The sequence below is a fragment of the Janthinobacterium sp. UMAB-60 genome, assembly GCF_900095235.1.
In the GTDB taxonomy this organism is placed as follows: Bacteria; Pseudomonadota; Gammaproteobacteria; order Burkholderiales; family Burkholderiaceae_D; genus Janthinobacterium.
In genome coordinates, this window is sequence record NZ_LT607484.1 from 333,498 (window position 1) to 351,879 (window position 18,382).

The following is an 18,382-nucleotide window of genomic DNA, read 5'->3' on the forward strand; positions in this document are numbered from 1 at the left end:
TACATAGTTGGCCGCATCGGTGCCGGACAGGCTGGCGTTTTGCACGGTAACCACTTTGTTGGCACCAGCATTCTTGTCGGCGAATGCGCCGATGGCCGTTGCCGTCAGCACGTCGTTGGCGATACGGTTGTCGGTAATCGTCAATGACGCGGCGCTGTTGCCGTCGTAGGTCTTGCCTGCGGCCGCAAAGCCCAGCGCCAGTTCACGCTGGGTAATGGTGGCGCTGGTGGCGCCGGTGGTCGAGGCCAGCACATAGTTGGCGGCATCGGTGCCGGACAGGCTGGCGTTTTGCACCGTCACCACTTTGTTGCTGCCGGCATTCTTGTCAGCGAATGCGCCGCTGGCCGTTGCCGTCAGCACGTCGTTGTCAATACGGTTGTCGGTAATCGTCAATGACGCGGCGCTGTTGCCGTCATAGGTCTTGCCGGCCGCCGCAAAGCCCAGCGCCAGTTCGCGCTGGGTGATGGTGGCGCTGGTGGCGCCGGTGGTCGAGGCGAGCACATAGTTGGCGGCATCGGTGCCGGACAGGCTGGCGTTTTGCACGGTAACCACTTTGTTGGCACCAGCATTCTTGTCGGCGAATGCGCCGATGGCCGTTGCCGTCAGCACGTCGTTGGCGATACGGTTGTCGGTAATCGTCAATGACGCGGCAGTGCCACCATCGTAGACTTTATTGGCGCCGGCAAAGGCCAGATTCAAGGTGCGTTGCGTGATCTCTGCCGTGCCGCTGGCGGTGGCAGCGAGGCTGTAGTTGCCCATCGCGCTGCCGGTCAAGGTCAGTTCGCTGAGATTGACGGCCTTGACGCTGCCGGCGTTCTTGTCGACAAATTGCGCGCTGCCGGTCACGCCCACGGTATCGCCGCTGACCGTGTTGCCCAGGCTGAGGGCCGCGTTGGCAAAGCCGAGCTGACCGTCATACACCTTGCTGCCGCCGAGGATCACGCTCAGGGCGCGCGGCGTGATGGCCACGGTGGAGGTACCGGCATAGCTGATATCGTATTGGGTCGACCACAGGCCGCCCAGCGCATAGTTGCCGACATTGCGCGCGTTGCCGTAACTGGCCGTACCGCTGGCTGCCAGGTCGCCATTGAGCAGGCCAATATAGCTGAGCTGGCCGACGCTGGCCACCTGGCCATCATAAACCCGGCTGGCCGCGCCGTCGGCGGTGACCGTCAAGGATGTCAGGAAAGCCTTCAACAGCGGCGTGGTATGGCCGTCGTAGATGCGCCAGATGGCATTCTCGCCGAAATTGAAGCCGCCGAAGCTGCTTTGCTGCCTCATTTCGGCCGTAGTGCGCCCGGCAGAGCCGCCCTGGTCGAAAATGGTGCCGGCGGTAGTGTAGTCAAAGAAAGCCGGCCCCACGGCCGCGCCCGCATCTGCGCGTCCGACCACGGCGCCCACCGTGCCCGACGCAAAACCGCTGCCCGATACGATGCCTGAGAAATACAGGCGGCTGGCGCTGCTGCCCGCCACGCTCCAGCCAATCACACCACCCAGATTCTGCTGGCTCACCGCGCTGTTGGCGGACAAGCCGATGGCGCCGGTCGCATAGGCGTCTGCGATAGTGCCGCCATTGCGTCCGACCAGGCCGCCGACACTGGCGCCGCCGCCCACGGCACCGGTGGCATACGCTTGCGAGATGGCGCCATCGTTATCGCCCACCAGGCCGCCGACCCGTTCGCCGGAAGCCGTGACGGCGCCGCTGGCGCGCGCCACGGTGATCGTGCCGCCGCTGTTGTTGACGCCCACCAGGCCACCGACGCCAGCCTGGCCGGTCACGCTCATGCTGCTTTGCACCTGCTCTATCGTGCCGCCCGCAGCGACCACGCCGGCCACGGCGCCCACATTGTTGTTGCCGCTGGCATTGCCACCCAGCAGGTTCAACTGGCGCACCGTGCCTGTCGTGCCGTTCCCCAGCTTGCCGAAAAGACCGGTGTTCAGGTTGCCGTTCGGCGCGCTCTCGCCGTGGATTTGCAAGCCGCTGACGGCATAGCCGGCGCCGTCCAGCACCCCGGAAAAACCGCCCGAATCGCTATGCGCGATGGGACGAAAACCGGCGCCGTCATTCCAGGCGCCCGTGCCGCTGGCGTCGATATTGCCGGCCAGGCGATAACTATTACTCAGGTCCAGGCTGGCGATGCCTTGCAAGCCATACACGTCGGCGATGACATACGGTGCGCCCGCGCTGCCGTCGCCGTTTGTAGCGCGCAAGAAACTGGCACCGGGAGCGATGATGAAATTGCCTGCTGAAAAGGCTGGCAGACCGGTCGTATTTTGCGTCCAGGTGCCGCTGGCCAACCTGAAGGTCGCCCCCACATTGACGGCGCCCGCGGCACTCACTGTCGATCCCGCAGTGAGGCTCAGGCTGCCGGCCACAGCTAGCGCATGATCGATCGCGATGGCGCCGCCCGTCACCAGCTGCAAGGTAGCCGGCCCCGTGGCGCCGCTCGCCACCGTCACCGCCTGGTCGACGCCGATGGTGCCTGTCATGGCGGCATGGCCGAGCGTGAGGTTCGCCGCGGAAATGGCATTCAGGTCGGCGCTGGACAGGCTGAGTTTGCCAACCGCCTTGCTGCCGAGATTGATTTCACGGTTCGCCGACTGCGCGCGCAAGGTCACCGCAGCGCCGCCTGCCGCGCCGCCGTAGGCCACGCCGCCCTGCAAATTCATGTTATCGGCCTGCAACAGCAATGTCTGCCCCACCGCCGTGCCGACGATCTGTCCGCCGCTGCCATTGAGGCCGATGCGTCCGTCGAATTTGTTGGCGCGCAGTTCCGCATTGCCGCCGCCGACATTCAAGCTGCCCGCCACGCCGAAGACGATATCGGCGCCCGTCAGCGCAACCCCGCCGCCCTGGCTGGAGAGGGCCGCATCGACATGCAAGACAGCCGAGCTGCCTTGTGCCGTGGCGCCGCCATTGTCGTTGGCCGACAGAGTCAGCGCGCCGCCATTGGTGGTAATGGCCTGGTTGACGTTGATGCTGTTGCCAGCCTGCGCCGTGAGTCCCACGCCGGCCTGGGTGATGGCGACGGCTGCGTTGAAGTTGATGTCGTGCTGCGCCTGCAGCACCACATTGCTGGTGGCCGCCGAAATCAGGCCGGCGCCGATAGTGGTCGTGCCCGTCGTCGGCGCAGCCGCAAAATCATTGACGCCGCTCAGCGCGCCGCCATTGCCGGCGACCACGTCGATGTCATACGGATCGAGCAGCCAGTCGCCCGTCTTCCCGCGCGCCGCGCGGGCGCGCGTATCGACCCTGGCGCCGTCGACGGCCAGGTAATGGCCCGACGTTTCCACCAGCCCGCCGTTGCCCGAAGCACTGCCGCCGCGCGCCGAAATGCTGCCGAACACGCGCGCCGTCTCGTTGCCCCACACGATGACCTTGCCGCCGTCGCCGCTTTGAATCGCGTCGGCGACGATGGTGGCGTCCTTGCCGACGGCGACCTGGCGCGCATTGGCAATCGCCGCGTTCTTGCCCTGATAGTCGCCGCCCAGCAGCACCGTACCGCCGCCCGTGGCGCCGCTGGCGTCCACTTTGGCGTTGCCTTGCATGCCGACCTGGTCGCCCAACACGGTAATCTCGCCACCCTTGCCCACCGCACTGGTGGCGCTGGTGACGCTGCCGTTTTCCAGCAGCGCCTTGCCGCTGGCTTTCAACACGATCTTGCCGTTCTCTCCCACCACCGCGCTATTGGCGTTGAGCACGCCACGCTGGTTCAGCAGCGCGCCGACCATGCCGATGCGCCCGCCCTGCGCCACGATCTGGCCCACATTGATGGCCTGATCCGCGGGGGCCGACAGCACCACGCGCAAGTCCGGGTTGGCGGCGTCGGCCAGTTGCACGCTGTGGCCGGCGGCCAGCAGCACGTCGCCGTTCGGCGCGGTGATGATGCCGCTGTTTTCCACGTTCGGCGCGATCAGCAGAATCTGCCCGCCGCTGCCGGCATGGATGGTTCCCTGGTTGATGACGGCGCCGGCCTGCTCGCCGGCATTGAAATTCATCTTGCCAGCCAGGAAATCCTGGTTCGACAGCGCCAGGCTGGACGCCACCAGCCCCGCCACGTCGACCCGCGCATCGCGGCCGAACAGCACGCCGTTCGGATTGATCAGGAAAACTTTGCCGTTCGATTGCAGGGAGCCGAGGATCTTGCTGGGGTCTTGCCCCGTAATGCGGTTGAGCACGCTGCTGCCGGCGTTTTGCTGGAGAAAGCGCGTGATTTCGCCCGGATTGACGGAAAAGCTCTGCCAGTTGATGATGGTATTGGGCGTATTGGTGACCGTAAACAGATTGCCCTGCTGGTTGAAGGTGGCCTGGCCATGCACCACTTGCGGCAAGACCGGATTGGCGTGGGCGGCGTTGAAACAGGCGGCAATCAAGAGCGCCAGCGCGGTGCGGCGCAGCGGCGGCTCGACAGGGCCGCCAGCAGGCACGCTGCGCAATGGTTTTTGTTCGGTCATGGTGTTTTATCCTTGGGGCTCAGTACATCAGTACGACAGCGCAACTCTGAAATGCAGGCGGTTGGCGTCGCGGCGCCCCGTCTGGCCGGGGTTGACCACATGCGCATAGTCCAGTTGCAGGTTGGCGTAGCGGTTCAGCAGGATGCGCAGGCCCAGGCCGGTTGAACCGATCGCCATGCTGTCGATTTCGCCGGGCAAGGCATGATTGCGGCGCACCCAGCCCGTGTCATAAAACGCCAGCGCGCGGCACTGGTAGCCGCCATCGCCGCACCAGTTCGGCGTGTACAGTTCCAGATTCAGGTTGGCGCCGGAATCGTTCGCCACTTCGCGTTCCAGGAAGCCGCGCACGGTGGCCGCGCCGCCGACGCCGAACTGCTCGCCCGGCACCAGCGCGTCGGGCGTGTACTGGCCGTTGAACAACGCGCGCCATTGCCAGTCGTTGTCCAGCACCTGGGTATGACTGGCGCTCAGGCGCAAGGTGCTGTAGCCGGCCTTGGCGCCGAAACGTGCCCGCGTAAAATCCTGCTGGCTGCCATTCTTGCCGCCGGGAATATTGCGCGCCAGGGTCATGCCCACGCTGGCCTCGCCACGTGGCAAGCTCCAGGCGCCGATATAGGCGATGCTGACGGGGTGCACCGTCACGTCGGTGCCCAGCTCCATGCCGAAGAACTGCAGGCTGTTGCGGTAGGCCTTGAAGTCCAGGCCATACACCAGCTTGGGTTCATAGTTGTCGCGCTTGCCGAAGTTCTGGTTGTAGCGCGCGCCGGCGGTGGTGCCGCGGCCGCTGACGGCCAGGTCGAAGATACCGGCCGCGACGCTGCCCGAATCGACGTTCGAATAACTGGCAAAAAAGTCCAGCGAATCGCCCAGCGCATACAGCGGCACGTGGTAGCCGAGGCCGTACACGGCGACCTGGTTGGCATGCTCAAGCGAGGTGGTGTATTGCAGGCTGGCCACATGATCGCGGCCCCACAGGTTGGCATGCTGCAGCACCACGCTGGCGTGGGTCTTGCCGGAGTCCTTGCTGCCGGTATTGTCGAGGTTGAGTGTGGCTTTCCAGGCGCGTTCGTCCGCCACCGCGATGCTGGCGTCGACCGTGCCGTCGGCCTCGCCGGTAGCCAGCTTGACCTCCATCTTGCGGGCCGGATTTTCATTGGCCAGCTTCAGGCTTTGCCCCAGGGCCGACATGTTCGGCGTCTGCCCTTCGACCAGGGCCGGCAAGGCGCGCCGTACATTGGCGTCATCGACATACTGGTTGCCGGTGATGGCCACCTTGCCAAGCTGCGTCTGCACCACTTCCAGGCGCACGGCGCCATGCGCCAGCTCCTGTTCCGGCAAGGCCACCAGCACCATGGTGTAGCCGCGCGCGCGGTAGGCGTTTTCCAGTGCCTCGACGGCTTGCTGGATGGCGCCAAAGTCGCGCTGCCGGCCGGCGAACGGCGCCACCAGCGATTGCACCAGTTGCGGTCCCAGCAAGGTGTCGCCGCTGACCTCGTAGCGGGCGATATCAAACAGCGGGACGGCACTGTCGGCGGCGGGGGTTTGGGCGTTTGCGCATGCCGCGCAGAACAACAGCGCGGAACCTGCAAGCAGGCGCACCAGACGATAATTCATGTGTGAGAGTTCTTGTGGTTGCATGGCCAGCCAGGCGCGGCTAGGCCATCAATTAATGAAAAGCAAAGTTTAGACGGATTTTGATTTCCAGTCAGAAATTTCTCTGCTGGCGACGGTTACTTGGTCTGGAAGTTGGTCACACCATCCCAGTCTTCGCCAGGCGGCGTTTCACGATACTGGCGCAGGCGTCCGGCGTACAGCCGGCGCAGCCCATCATCTGGCAATTCCGATAAAATTGCCTCTGCGCCATCCCAGTCGCGCGCACGCCACAGTTCCAGCACGCGCGACCAACGCGCCAGCAGCGCCAGTTCACCGGCATCGGCTTCGGCCAGCAGGCAGCGCGGCTCGAAAATGGCCACCGCTTCGGTCTTGCCCTTGACCCGCACGCGGTCCAGTTCGCGGTAAGCGAATTGCGGCGCCTGCGCACGGGTAAAATCGCTCACGGCGATGCCCACGCCATACACCTTGGTCATGCCTTCCAGGCGCGCGGCCAGGTTGACGGCGTCGCCCATCACGGTATACGCGCGGCGGATGCGCGAGCCCATGTCGCCCACGTGCATCAGGCCGCTGTTGATGCCGATGCCGATCCGCAGCGGCGGCCAGCCGCGCGCCTGGAATTGCTGGTTCAATCGACCTGCGCTGCGCTGCATCAGCAGGGCGCTGGCCACGGCACGGCCCGCATGGTCGGGAAACGCCACCGGCGCGCCCCAGAACGCCATCACGGCGTCGCCGATATATTTGTCCAGCGTGCCGCCGTGGCTGTCGCGGATGTCTTCCGACATGGCCGTCAGGTACAGGTTGATATATTCGCGCAACTGCTGCGGCGTCATCTGTTCCGAAATGGCCGTAAAGCCGCGCACGTCGGCAAACAGCACCGTCAGCTCGCGGCTTTCGCCATCCATGCTGTAGCGGTCGGGATTGTCGGCCATCTGCGCCACCAGTTCCGGCGCCACGTACTGGCCAAAGCGCGACACCAGCGCCCTGCCCTTGCGCACTTCGAAAAAATAGCCCCAGGCCAGATTGGCGACGAACAGCGCCGCGATCAACAGCAGCAACACGGCGACATCGAGCGCCGCGTCGAAGTGGCGATACAAGCACCAGTTCAGGCCCAGCGCGCCGGCCAGCGCGGCGCCGGCCAGCAACACGGCCGTCGCCGGCGCGGCCAGCGCCAGTGCGCCGCCGAGCAGCAAGCCCACCAGCACCACCTGGCCGAACTCGATCGCCAGCGCATAGTCGGGTCGCGACTTGAAATGGCCGTCAAGGATGGATTTGATCAGGTTGGCGTGCACTTCCACACCGGGAAACTCGGCATTGACGGGCGTGGCGCGAATATCGTTCAGGCCGGCGGCTGTGGTGCCCACCAGCACGATGGCGCCGTGCAACACGTCCGTCGGCACCGCCCCCATCAGCACGTCGGCCGCCGACACATAGCGGAAGGCGCCGCCGTCCGGGCCGCCCTTGCCGCGAAACTCGATGGTGGTGGTCAAGGCTTCGCCGACCGGGATATCGAGGCGTCCGCGCGGCGTAAAGACGGCGATGCGGTCCAGGCCGCCGTGCTCGCGCTCGGCCTCGGACAACTTGTCGGCGGTCTGGCCGAACACGGGCGCGATCGCGCGCGCCTTCAGGTACACGCTGGCCGTGGCCAGCGACAGCGACGGGTAATACGCGTCGCCGATGCGCGCAAGCAGGGTCGATGAGCGCAGCACGCCGTCGCTGTCGGTCAGGGCCGTGAAGATGCCGGCCCCTTGCGCCGCCTGTTGCAGCTGCGCCAGGTTGGCTTCATAGCCGGGCGACGTAAACGCCGTCACCGTGCGCCCGTTCAGATCAAGCACGCTGAACGCCGGCTTGGGCAGCACGCCTTTCTTTTGCCGCTCCGACACGCTATAGCCCAGCACCACCGGCTGGCCGCGCATCGCCTCGGCAAACAGGGCGTCGTAATCCATCCGCGGTTTCAGGCGTTCCAGCTGCTCGCTGAAGCCCGGCACGCCAGCCAGTTCGCCCTTGGCCAGGTCGGCCAGCACGCCATAGCCGGAACTGCTGTCGGGTTCGGGAAACGAGATATCGAAGCCGACCGCGGCCACGCTATAGTGGCCCGTCAATTGCGTCACCAGCCGCGCCTGCACGTCGCGGCCCCACGGATAGCGGCCGATCTGGTTCAGGCTTTTTTCATCGATATCGACGATCACGATGCGCTTGTCGAGCTGCGGCGCTTCGGCACGCATGCGCATGTCGCCCAGCATGGCGTCCAGCCGGCCCAAGGTATCGACGCCGAACAGGCCGATGCTGGCGCAGGCGGCCAGCAGCGTCAACAGCGCGCCTAGCAGCAGCCGCGCGCCATGCTTTTTCATGACCGCAAGCCAGCGCATCAGGGCACGTAACCGGGAATGGCCGCCTCGTCGACGGCATCGATCTGGCTCGGATGCATGTGCTTTTCAGCGAAGGTCAGATAGACTTTGCTGCGGATGAAAACGTCGAACAGTTCCGGGTCGATATGCCCGTTCAGGCTGAAATTGCCGAGGATGCGCAGCGACTCGGACAGCGACTTGCCCTTTTTATAGGGACGGTCGCGCGCCGTCAGCGCCTCGAAAATGTCGGCGATCGCCATCAGGCGCGCCGGCACCGACATCTGCTCTTTCGTCAGCCCGCGCGGATAGCCCTTGCCATCCATGCGCTCGTGATGGCCACCCGCATATTCGGGCACCTTTTGCAGGTGCTTGGGCCACGGCAGTGCTTCGAGCATGCGGATCGAGACGCTGATATGGTTGTTGACGATGGCCCGCTCGGCCGCCGTCAGGGTGCCGGCGCGGATGGTCAGGTTTTCCGTCTCGTCGGCGTCGAGAAAATCGCGCAGTTCGCCGTCGGCCGCGCGCCAGCGCCGTCTGGCGATCCGCCGCACTCTTTCCTGGTCGGCTGGCGCCATGCTCTCGCCGCCGATGTTCACCGTGCGGATGAAGTCGCGCTCTTCGCGCAGCGCGGCCTGCTCCTGCGCCAGCGCGCGGGCGATCGCATCCTTGCGTTCCGGCTGCGCCGCCTGCTGGCGCAGGGCGGCGATCTCGGCGTCGCGCAGCAGCACTTCATAGCGCGTGTCGATCAGGGCGATGCGGTCGAAAATCGTTTCCAGCTTGGTGGCCTTGTCGACCACGTGCACGGGCGTGGTGATCTTGCCGCAATCGTGCAGCAAGCCGGCCAGCCACAGCTGCTTGCGCTCGTTGTCGCTGAGCCGGAAATCGGCCAGCGGCCCCGTTTGCGTGGCGTGCGCGGCGTCGGCCAGCAGCATCGTCAGCTCGGGCACGAACTGGCAATGGCGCCCCGTGTACGGCGACTTTTCATCGATGCCGATATTGATCAGGGTAACGAGCGATTCGAGCAGCTCTTCCAGTTGTGAAATGAGCAGCTGATTCGTCAGCGCCACGCCCGCCTGCGCAGCCAGCGCCTCGATGAAGCGCTGGTCGGTGGAGGAAAAGGCGCGCACCTGGCCAGTTTCCCCATCCTTGGCATTGACCAACTGCAGCACGCCGATCAGATCGCCCTCGTGGTCACTCATGGGCACCGTCAGGATCGATTGCGTGTGGTAGCCATGGTGACGGTCAAAGTCGCGCATGCCGGAAAAATTGAAGCCCTCGTCGCGGTAGACATCGGCGATATTCACGCTGCGGCGCATGTTCGCCGCATACGCGGCCACCGAGGCCAGGTTGGGCTGGCCCCCACCATCGAACAGGGGCACGCCCGGCAAGCCCATGTCGCCCCCCTGCGCGATGCCCAGGCTGTCGTTGACGCTGATGTCGAACGCCAGTTGGCGGCCCTCGGCCATGGGCCGGTACAGGGTGGCGCCATCGGCACCGCTCATGCTTTTTGCCAGCAGCACGATGCGCTGCAACAGCGGCCCGATATCGCGCCCCTGGCCACCGAGGCCATGGCCGAGCGCGACACTGAGCTCGGTCAATTGCTCCAGTCTGTGGGCGATTTTCTCAGGGTGCAACTGAGGCATGTTGATGGCAATCAGGTAATGGGCAAGCAAAAAAAGGGAAGTCGGCAAGCGCCAGTGTAACGGTCACCCAGCGCACTGTACATTACTTAGTTGCAACAAAACGAAATAACTTTCCGTATTGCAACATACATAAATGTTGCCGCCAATTCCATTAATTAGAATAGAATCAACAATAATTACACCGTAACAAGGTACTGAATGAAATTCACGTTCAGGGGCGTGCGCGGCTCCATACCCTCCCCCGGCCCGCGCACGGCGCGCTATGGCGGCAATACCACGTGCATCGAAGTACGCACCGACAACGACAGCCTGATCATTCTCGATGCGGGCAGCGGCATCTTCTCGCTGGCGCAGCAATTGCCGCCCGGCCTGCCGGTTGACGCGCACGTTTTCATCACGCACAGCCACTGGGACCACATCCACGGCCTGCCCATGTTCAGCCCCCTGTTCGTGACCGGCAACCGCATGCGCCTGCACGGCGCGTACGATGCCGTCGCCGGACGGGGCATCGAGCACGTGATGGCGGTGCAACTGCAAGGCAGCTATTTTCCCGTCAGCGAAGCGGCCATGGCGGCCAGCATCGAATACCGCACCCTGGCGCCCGGCGAAACCGTCGAGGTGGGAGATGCATGCGTGCGCGGCGCGGAAATGAACCATCCGGTGGTCAACCTGGGCTACCGCATCGACTGCGGCGGCGCTTCGCTGTTTTTCAGCGGCGACCATGAACCGTTCTACAACCTGCATCCGCCGGGCCATGCCGAGCATGCGGCCTGCGCCGAGCGCAATGTGCAGCGCCAGGCCGGCATCGACGCGGTAGTCGCCGGCGTCGATGCGCTGATCATGGATTGCTCGTACACGCGCGAGGAATACCCGGCCAAGCAGGGCTGGGGCCACGGCACCTTCGACGCCGCCTTCGACCTGGCCCTGCGCTGCGGTGCGCGGCGCCTGTACTGCACCCACCACGAGCCGACCCGCAGCGACGAGCAGCTCGAAGCCGTGTTTGCCGACGTGATGGGCCGCTATGCGCGCCGCCTGGATGGCTTGCAAGTGTTCCTCGCCTGCGAGGGACTGACGGTGGAACTGGCCGGGGCATAAAAAAAGGGAACCTTTTGGTTCCCTTTTTCACACATGCGTCCAGTTGGCCCAAGGCCGCCTTACATGATGTGGTGACCAATCCACCAGGCGACTGCGGCAACAAACGCGGAAGCGGGAATCGTAAAGATCCAGGCCCAGACGATGTTACCCGCGACACCCCAGCGCACGGCCGACATTTTTTGTGCCGAGCCGACGCCGACGATGGCGCCCGTGATGGTGTGCGTGGTCGACACGGGAATGCCCAGCGCCGTCGAGACGAACAGGGTGATGGCGCCGCCCGTTTCGGCGCAGAAGCCGCCGACGGGTTTCAACTTGGTGATCTTCTGGCCCATGGTCTTGACGATGCGCCAGCCGCCGAACAGCGTACCGAAGCTGATCGCCGTGTAGCACGAGATGATGACCCACAGCGGCGGCATCTCGTCGGCCACGTTCGAGTAGCCGGCGGCGATCAGCAGCATCCAGATGATGCCGATGGTCTTTTGCGCATCATTGCCGCCGTGGCCCAGGCTGTAGGCGGCCGCCGATGCCAGTTGCAAACGGCGGAACCATTTATCGACCTTGCGCGGCGTGGAGCGCACGAAGATCCACGACACCAGCAGCATCATGATGGAGCCGAACACAAAGCCCAGCACGGGTGCGATGACGATGAAGGCGACGGTTTTCCACAGGCCGGCCGCGACCAGCGCGCCCGTGCCCGACTTGGCGACGGCGGCGCCCACCAGGCCGCCGATCAGGGCGTGCGAGGACGACGATGGAATGCCGTAGTACCAGGTAAACAAATTCCAGAAGATGGCGCCCATCAGCGCGCCGAAGATCACGTACTGGTCGATCACCGTCGGGTCAATGGTTCCTTTTCCCACGGTGGCGGCCACGGTCAGCTGGTGGAACACGAAGATGGCGACGAAGTTGAACGTGGCGGCCATGGCAACCGCGGTCTGCGGTTTCAATACGCCCGTCGAGACCACCGTGGCGATCGCGTTGGCGGCATCGTGGAAGCCGTTCATGAAGTCAAACAGCAGCGCGAGGGCGATCAACAGGCCTAGCACGTAGATGCTGATTTGTATGGTCATTGTAGTTTCTTTTCTGATTCTGGTTCAGGACAGGCCCAACGCTTACGCGTTTTCGACGATGATGCCTTCGATAATATTGGACACATCTTCGCAACGGTCGGTCACGGTTTCCAGAATTTCGTAGATCGCTTTCAGCTTGATCAGGTTGCGCACGTCCGGTTCGTCGCGGAACAGTTTGGACATGGCGGCGCGCATCACGTGATCGGCGTCCGATTCCAGGCGGTCGATCTCTTCGCAGATGGCGACGATCTTGCGCGAGTTGTCCATGTTGTGCAGCATGGCGACGGCGTCGCGCACCTTTTCGGTACAGGCCAGCACCAGTTCGGCCAGGCGCTTGGCTTCCGGCGTGACGGCTTTCAGGTCGTACAGCGAAACGGTTTGCGCCGCATCTTCCAGCAGGTCGAGGATGTCGTCCTGGCGCGTGATCAGCTGATGGATGTCGTCGCGGTCGATCGGCGTGATGAAGGTCTTGTGCAGCATTTCCACGGTGGCGTAGGTGACTTTGTCCGCCTGTTTCTCGATGCTTTCGATCGCATGCACGCGGTTTTCCAGGTCATCGAAATTGGTCATCAGGCCGAGCATTTCTTTAGCGCCCTTGACGCACAGTTCCGCGTGCTGGTTAAACAATTCAAAAAACTTGCCCTCAGTGGGCATCAAGCGTCCAAACATGTCATTCTCCGTTAAGCATTGAGTCGTGTTATTTACTACAGAAAGCCGCCCCGTATGAGGGGGCGGCCAATGGAATATCAGTGCTGCTGAGTCTTAGTCGCCTTGGTAAAGCGCCAGGCCACCACTGTAATTGCCAAATTTGGTGTACTGCCCCATGAAGGTGAGGCGGATGCTGCCGATCGGACCGTTACGTTGTTTACCGATGATGATTTCGGCCGTTCCCTTGTCTGGCGAGTCGGGGTTATACACCTCGTCACGGTAAATGAACAGGATCACGTCGGCATCCTGCTCAATAGCGCCCGATTCGCGCAAGTCCGACATCACGGGACGCTTGTTCGGGCGCTGTTCCAGCGAGCGGTTCAGCTGCGACAACGCAATCACGGGGCAACCGAGTTCTTTCGCCAGGCCTTTCAAGCCCCGCGAAATCTCGGAAATCTCCGTGGCGCGGTTGTCGCCCGGGCTATTGGCCGACATCAGTTGCAAGTAATCGACGATGATCAGGCCCAGCTTGCCGCATTGACGCGACAAACGGCGCGAGCGGGCGCGCAATTCGATCGAATTCAAGGCCGGCGTTTCATCGATGTACAACTGCGCGTCGTTCATCTTTTGAATCGCATTCGTCAGGCGTGGCCAGTCTTCGTCGTTCAGGCGGCCCGTGCGCAGACGGTGCTGGTCGAGCTGGCCGACGGAACCGAGCATACGCATGGCCAGCTGGGCGCCGCCCATCTCCATCGAGAACACGGCCACGGGCAAGCCGCTGTCGATGGCCACGTTTTCGCCGATGTTGACGGAAAACGCCGTCTTGCCCATCGAAGGACGGCCCGCCACGATCACCAGGTCGCCCGGCTGCAGACCGGAGGTCATGCGGTCGAGGTCAATGAAACCAGTGGGCACGCCCGTGATTTCACTCTGGTTGTCGCGGCTGTACAGCTCGTCGATACGCTCGACCACCTGCGTCAGCAGGGGCTGGATGGCGGTCCAGCCCTGGGCGCCGCGCGCGCCTTCTTCGGCGATGGCGAAAATCTTCGATTCGGCCTCGTCAAGCATCTGCTTGACTTCCTTGCCTTGCGGGCTGAAGGCCGTGCCGGAGATATCGTCGGCGACGGTGATGAGTTTGCGCAGCACGCCGCGGTCGCGCACGATCTCGGCATAACGCCGGATGTTCGCGGCCGATGGCGTGTTTTGCGCCATGGCGTTCAGGTAAGCGAGTCCGCCCACATCATCGGCCTTGCCGAGCTGGGTCAGGGTTTCAAAAACAGTAATGACATCGGCGGGCCTGGAGCCGTTAATCATCTTGACGATTTGCTCGAAGATGATGCGATGGTCATAGCGATAGAAATCCTCCGCATGCATGAAGTCGGCGATGCGGTCATACGCTGCATTGTCGCGCAACAGACCACCGATAACGGATTGTTCTGCTTCGATCGAATGCGGCGGAATACGGAGGGAATCCAGTTGCGGATCAGAGGGGGCGTTCATGGCGCGAATTATACCCGCTTCGGCGTGCTGGCAAAAATAAAGGGCTGAAATTGAGCGAAAAAAAGGCCACAAAAAAGCCGGGCGAACCCGGCTTTTCATAGTGCGGCAATGCTTGCGGGCCAGGCCCGCAGACGATTACGCGTTCGCGTCTGGTACGACAGCGATAACAACTTCCACAACCACGTCGGTGTGCAGAGCAACCGAAACGTTGTGCTCGCCAACGATCTTCAGCGGGCCGGTAGGCATGCGGATTTGTGCTTTTTCAACAGCAAAACCTTGCTTGGTCAGCGCTTCAGCGATGTCGAAGTTGGTGACGGAACCGAACAGACGGCCATCAACACCAGCTTTTTGAGCAACTTGAACGGTCAGGCCGCTCAGTTTTTCGCCCTGGGCTTGCGATGCGGCCAGTTTGGCGGCAGCAGCTTTTTCCAGTTCGGCGCGCTTGACTTCGAATTCAGCCACAGCGGTTGCCGTGGCACGACGTGCCAGGCGTTGCGGGATCAGGAAGTTACGTGCGTAACCGTCTTTGACTTTGACGACTTCGCCGAGGTTACCGACGTTAACAACTTTTTCTAACAGAATGATTTGCATAGTTCTTCTCCAGGAATATCTGACCGATTAAGCGTGGTGCAGATCGGTGTATGGCAGCAGCGCGAGGAAGCGAGCGCGCTTGATTGCGGTGTCGACTTGGCGCTGGTAGTGCGCTTTGGTACCGGTCAGGCGTGCTGGCATGATCTTGCCGTTTTCCTGGACGAAGTCTTTCAGCGTGTCGACGTCTTTGTAGTCGACTTGCTCAACGTGAGCTGCAGTGAAGCGGCAGAACTTCTTGCGTTTGAACAAAGGGTTTTGCTGTTTGCGTTTTTCTTTAAGCTTGAGCTTATTTTTGTCGAACTTTTTACCGAATGCCATGTCAGGCTCCTGTATCTAAAATGCGCTAGTCAGAATTGACTGCACTAAAATCAATGATGTGAAACACCAAACTCTTGCTGTTGCGGCTCTTCCTGGCCAGGAAACCCGTGAACTGATACACCCCACCCAAGCTTGCCTGGCTGAACCGGCCTGAGATTTCGCCAGCGGCTAGCGCGGCAACATCAAACTCGGTCAAACGGGCAATCCCTGCTTCCATCTGCTGCGAACTGTGTTGCAATACTGCATTCACAATCGGCAGCCCTGCCGGGGTATAGCGCAATATTTCGCGCTCGGCAATGATGGCGGTAACTTGTAGCTGGTTCAGCGCACGATCCTGGTCAAGAATTAAGCTGCGGCTGCGACTGGAGCGGCTGCTGGTGCTTCGGTGCGGTGGCTTTTGGCCGCGTCTTCGCGTTGTACCGATTTCATCATCGGCGAAGGAGCTGTTTCAGCTTTCTTCATTTTAACGGTCAGGTGACGCAACACGGCATCATTGAATTTGAATGCTGTTTCCAACTCGACCAGGGTCTCGTTGTCGCATTCGATGTTCAGGCAGATGTAGTGTGCTTTAGGCAGCTTTTGGATCGAGTAAGCCATTTGACGGCGGCCCCAATCTTCCACGCGGTGAACCGAACCGCCGCGGGTGGTTACGCTGGCTTTGTAGCGTTCGATCATCGCGGGCACTTGCTCGCTTTGGTCCGGATGGACGATAAAGACTATTTCATAATGACGCATGCAAACTCCTTCAGGTCGGATTGATAATCGCCCACCCCGGCGTCAAGACGGGTGTGGGAAGGTCAGCCGAAGATTATAACCGCCTTTTGCAAACGTTTCAATCATTCCTTCAACAAGCGGCCCGCGCACGGGGCAGGTCAGGCGTTTTTTCCTGCCCATTCCGGTATTTCGCACGAAATTCGCGCAAATGACGGAAATCCCCTTGCATAGTGGGCGATACTGTACAAAAATACAGACTGTTCATATAGACAGCATTTTAGTATGCACCCACCGCTCATGATCAAGCTGACAGCACGACAAGAACAAATCCTGAACCTGATCAAGGACGCGATTGAAAACACGGGTTTTCCTCCCACCCGTGCCGAAATCGCCAATGAACTGGGTTTCAAATCGGCCAATGCGGCCGAAGAGCATTTGCAGGCCCTGGCCCGCAAGGGCGCGATCGAGATTTCGCCCGGTACCTCGCGCGGCATCCGCCTGATCGGCGCGGCGGCCGAAGCGCAGGCATCGAAAGTGCCGGCGGCACTGCTGATGTCGCTGCCCCTGATCGGCCGGGTGGCGGCAGGCTCGCCCATCCTGGCACAGGAAAACCTGGAGGCAAGCTACAACGTCGACCCGGCCCTGTTCTCGGCCAAGCCCGACTTCCTGCTGAAGGTGCGCGGCTGGTCCATGCGCGACGCCGGCATCATGGATGGCGACTTATTGGCCGTGAAGAAGGTCGACAGCGCCAAGAACGGCCAGATCGTCGTCGCCCGCATCGGCGACGAAGTCACCGTCAAGCGCTACAAGAAGACGGGTTCCGTCATCGAACTGCTGCCGGAAAACCCCGACTTCAAGGTCATCACCGTGTCGCCGGAAGATGAGTTTGCTCTGGAAGGTTTAGCGGTAGGCTTGATGCGCAGCTGGCATTAAACCACCGCAGGTAAAAAGGGCCGCAACAGCATGACTGTTGCGGCCCTTTTTTATTGCCCTGGCGTTTTATGCCTCCAGCGCGTTGCTAAAATCCTCGAGCAAATCAACCTCGTCCTCGATACCAACCGACACGCGGATCAGTGACTCGGCAATGCCCATGCTGGCACGGCGCTCGGCACCCATCTCATAAAAGATCGTGTGGGCGACAGGAATGACCAGGGTGCGCGTATCACCGAGGTTGCTCGCTGGAATAGCAAGATTGAGGCGATTGAGGAAATCGAAGCAATCGATGCCCTCTTTTAATTCAAAGCTGAACAGCGAGCCATAGCTGCGGAACAAGTCCGTCGCCAGCGCGTGCTGCGGGTGCGAGGGCAAGCCCGGGTAATGCACGGCCGCGACGCGCGGGTCGGCGGCAAGCATGCTGGCCAGCGCCAGGGCGTTCGAGCAGGTACGGTCCATGCGCAAGGCCATGGTTTCCGCGCCGACGGCGATATGGTGCGCCGCTTCCGGCCCCAGCGATGCGCCGAAATCGCGCAAGGCCTTGGCGCGGATTTGCGCGATGCCCCACTGGGCTGGCGCCGCTTTTTTATAATTGTCGAAAATGTTCGGGTAGCGCGTCCAGTCGAACACGCCCGTGTCCGTCAAGCTGCCCCCCAGCGCATTGCCGTGGCCGCCGATGGATTTCGTCAGCGCATTGACCACCAGCCCCGCGCCCACCGCTTTCGGGCGGAACAGGTAAGGCGTCGTCATGGTGTTGTCGACGATGTACAGGATGCCCTTCTCGCGGCACAAGTCACCGATCTTTTTCAGGTCGGCGATCTGCGTGCGCGGATTGGCGATGGTCTCAACAAACACGATGCGCGTGGCCGGCGTGATGGCGGCCGCCACATTGGCCACCTCGGTGGCGTCGACGAAGGAGACGGCGATGCCCTGCCCCGTCACCGTTTGCCACAGGCTGTTGGTGTTGCCAAACAAAAAGGCCGACGACACGACATGGTCGCCCGCGCGCAGCAGCGACTGCACCACGGCGCCGATGGCGCCCATGCCGGTGGCGAAGCACAGGGTCGCCACGCCGTCTTCCATCTGGTTGACCTTGTCTTCCAGCGCGGACACGGTGGGATTGCCCTGGCGGCCATAGCGAAAGCCCGGCTCCTTGCCCTGGAACACGGAAGCGAGCTGGCGTGCGTCGCTGTAGCCGAACGCGACGGAGGTGTGCACAGGCTTGTGCAGCGAGCCATGCTCGATACCCTTGCGGCGGTCGTTATGCAGGATGGTGGTGGTAAAGCCGTAGTTTTTTTTGGTGGTCATGGTGGAAGTTCCGGATATTCGATTTGCCGCTTAACCCCAAGGCAAATGCTGGGGTCAGTCCCTGCGGGATCGGAATGCGCACCACTGGCGCGCATTCCCCTGAAGGTCTGACCCCGAAAAAAAGCCCGGCATCGGCCGGGCAGGTTAC

At 62.3% G+C, this 18,382-nt stretch carries 14 protein-coding genes; 2 read left to right on the forward strand and 12 right to left on the reverse strand.

All coding sequences use genetic code 11. The annotated features are described in order from the left end of the window. The 4 genes from K0F86_RS07415 to K0F86_RS07430 form a co-directional block, all read right to left on the reverse strand. Positions 1 to 4,455 (reverse strand): S-layer family protein (locus K0F86_RS07415; RefSeq protein WP_219133811.1); only part of this gene is annotated, 4,455 nt, incomplete at its 3' end. A 27-nt stretch (positions 4,456 to 4,482) separates the two neighbouring features. Beyond that, a complete protein-coding gene (locus tag K0F86_RS07420) occupies positions 4,483 to 6,069 on the reverse strand; it encodes a ShlB/FhaC/HecB family hemolysin secretion/activation protein (RefSeq protein ID WP_219133812.1) in 1,587 nt (528 codons plus the stop codon). A 116-nt stretch (positions 6,070 to 6,185) separates the two neighbouring features. Next, positions 6,186 to 8,417 (reverse strand): CHASE2 domain-containing protein, encoded by a 2,232-nt coding sequence (locus tag K0F86_RS07425; RefSeq protein ID WP_257572029.1) that lies wholly within the window; start codon positions 8,415 to 8,417, stop codon positions 6,186 to 6,188. A gap of 17 nt (positions 8,418 to 8,434) precedes the next feature. Beyond that, on the reverse strand, positions 8,435 to 10,057 hold the full coding sequence (locus tag K0F86_RS07430; protein ID WP_219133814.1) for an HD family phosphohydrolase: 1,623 nt from the start codon (positions 10,055 to 10,057) through the stop codon (positions 8,435 to 8,437). A 198-nt stretch (positions 10,058 to 10,255) separates the two neighbouring features. On the opposite strand from K0F86_RS07430, the gene K0F86_RS07435 reads away from it, so the two are divergent. Continuing rightward, complete coding sequence (locus tag K0F86_RS07435; RefSeq protein ID WP_219133815.1) at positions 10,256 to 11,152, forward strand: MBL fold metallo-hydrolase; 897 nt, start codon at positions 10,256 to 10,258, stop codon at positions 11,150 to 11,152. Positions 11,153 to 11,211: 59 nt separating this feature from the next. On the opposite strand, the gene K0F86_RS07440 is transcribed toward K0F86_RS07435, so the two are convergent. The 7 genes from K0F86_RS07440 to rpsF form a co-directional block, all read right to left on the reverse strand. Beyond that, positions 11,212 to 12,222 carry an inorganic phosphate transporter gene (locus tag K0F86_RS07440; protein WP_219133816.1) on the reverse strand — a complete coding sequence of 337 codons (1,011 nt, stop codon included), beginning with the start codon at positions 12,220 to 12,222 and terminating at the stop codon, positions 11,212 to 11,214. 42 nt (positions 12,223 to 12,264) lie between these two features. Beyond that, positions 12,265 to 12,891, reverse strand: coding sequence for a DUF47 domain-containing protein (locus K0F86_RS07445; RefSeq protein ID WP_010400015.1), 627 nt, complete (start codon positions 12,889 to 12,891; stop codon positions 12,265 to 12,267). 93 nt (positions 12,892 to 12,984) lie between these two features. Beyond that, entirely contained in the window at positions 12,985 to 14,370 is a 1,386-nt protein-coding gene (locus K0F86_RS07450) for a replicative DNA helicase (protein ID WP_071076107.1), read from the reverse strand. Between the two features lie 135 nt (positions 14,371 to 14,505). Next, the gene (rplI, locus tag K0F86_RS07455; protein WP_034783456.1) at positions 14,506 to 14,961 is read right to left on the reverse strand and encodes a 50S ribosomal protein L9; all 456 of its coding nucleotides are present in this window, start codon (positions 14,959 to 14,961) and stop codon (positions 14,506 to 14,508) included. A 27-nt stretch (positions 14,962 to 14,988) separates the two neighbouring features. After that, positions 14,989 to 15,279, reverse strand: coding sequence for a 30S ribosomal protein S18 (gene rpsR, locus K0F86_RS07460; RefSeq protein WP_010400024.1), 291 nt, complete (start codon positions 15,277 to 15,279; stop codon positions 14,989 to 14,991). Between the two features lie 25 nt (positions 15,280 to 15,304). Further along, positions 15,305 to 15,604 (reverse strand): primosomal replication protein N, encoded by a 300-nt coding sequence (gene priB, locus K0F86_RS07465; RefSeq protein WP_034783455.1) that lies wholly within the window; start codon positions 15,602 to 15,604, stop codon positions 15,305 to 15,307. Positions 15,605 to 15,624: 20 nt separating this feature from the next. Next, entirely contained in the window at positions 15,625 to 16,014 is a 390-nt protein-coding gene (gene rpsF / locus K0F86_RS07470) for a 30S ribosomal protein S6 (protein ID WP_116745195.1), read from the reverse strand. 276 nt (positions 16,015 to 16,290) lie between these two features. On the opposite strand from rpsF, the gene lexA reads away from it, so the two are divergent. Then, complete coding sequence (gene lexA / locus K0F86_RS07475) at positions 16,291 to 16,926, forward strand: transcriptional repressor LexA (protein ID WP_219133915.1); 636 nt, start codon at positions 16,291 to 16,293, stop codon at positions 16,924 to 16,926. Between the two features lie 66 nt (positions 16,927 to 16,992). Here lexA and K0F86_RS07480 read toward each other — a convergent pair whose 3' ends face one another. Beyond that, the gene (locus tag K0F86_RS07480; RefSeq protein WP_219133817.1) at positions 16,993 to 18,234 is read right to left on the reverse strand and encodes a cystathionine gamma-synthase family protein; all 1,242 of its coding nucleotides are present in this window, start codon (positions 18,232 to 18,234) and stop codon (positions 16,993 to 16,995) included. Positions 18,235 to 18,382: the final 148 nt, after the last annotated feature.

What these genes read in the sequence shown, in the direction of transcription:
- K0F86_RS07425 (WP_257572029.1), bottom strand. Translation starts at nt 8,417, where the DNA reads ATGAAAAAGCATGGCGCGCGGCTGCTGCTAGGCGCGCTGTTGACGCTG.
- K0F86_RS07420 (WP_219133812.1), bottom strand. Translation starts at nt 6,069, where the DNA reads ATGAATTATCGTCTGGTGCGCCTGCTTGCAGGTTCCGCGCTGTTGTTC.
- rpsR (WP_010400024.1), bottom strand. Translation starts at nt 15,279, where the DNA reads ATGGCATTCGGTAAAAAGTTCGACAAAAATAAGCTCAAGCTTAAAGAA.
- K0F86_RS07440 (WP_219133816.1), bottom strand. Translation starts at nt 12,222, where the DNA reads ATGACCATACAAATCAGCATCTACGTGCTAGGCCTGTTGATCGCCCTC.
- rplI (WP_034783456.1), bottom strand. Translation starts at nt 14,961, where the DNA reads ATGCAAATCATTCTGTTAGAAAAAGTTGTTAACGTCGGTAACCTCGGC.
- K0F86_RS07450 (WP_071076107.1), bottom strand. Translation starts at nt 14,370, where the DNA reads ATGAACGCCCCCTCTGATCCGCAACTGGATTCCCTCCGTATTCCGCCG.
- K0F86_RS07480 (WP_219133817.1), bottom strand. Translation starts at nt 18,234, where the DNA reads ATGACCACCAAAAAAAACTACGGCTTTACCACCACCATCCTGCATAAC.
- K0F86_RS07435 (WP_219133815.1), top strand. Translation starts at nt 10,256, where the DNA reads ATGAAATTCACGTTCAGGGGCGTGCGCGGCTCCATACCCTCCCCCGGC.
- rpsF (WP_116745195.1), bottom strand. Translation starts at nt 16,014, where the DNA reads ATGCGTCATTATGAAATAGTCTTTATCGTCCATCCGGACCAAAGCGAG.
- K0F86_RS07430 (WP_219133814.1), bottom strand. Translation starts at nt 10,057, where the DNA reads ATGCCTCAGTTGCACCCTGAGAAAATCGCCCACAGACTGGAGCAATTG.
- lexA (WP_219133915.1), top strand. Translation starts at nt 16,291, where the DNA reads ATGATCAAGCTGACAGCACGACAAGAACAAATCCTGAACCTGATCAAG.
- K0F86_RS07445 (WP_010400015.1), bottom strand. Translation starts at nt 12,891, where the DNA reads ATGTTTGGACGCTTGATGCCCACTGAGGGCAAGTTTTTTGAATTGTTT.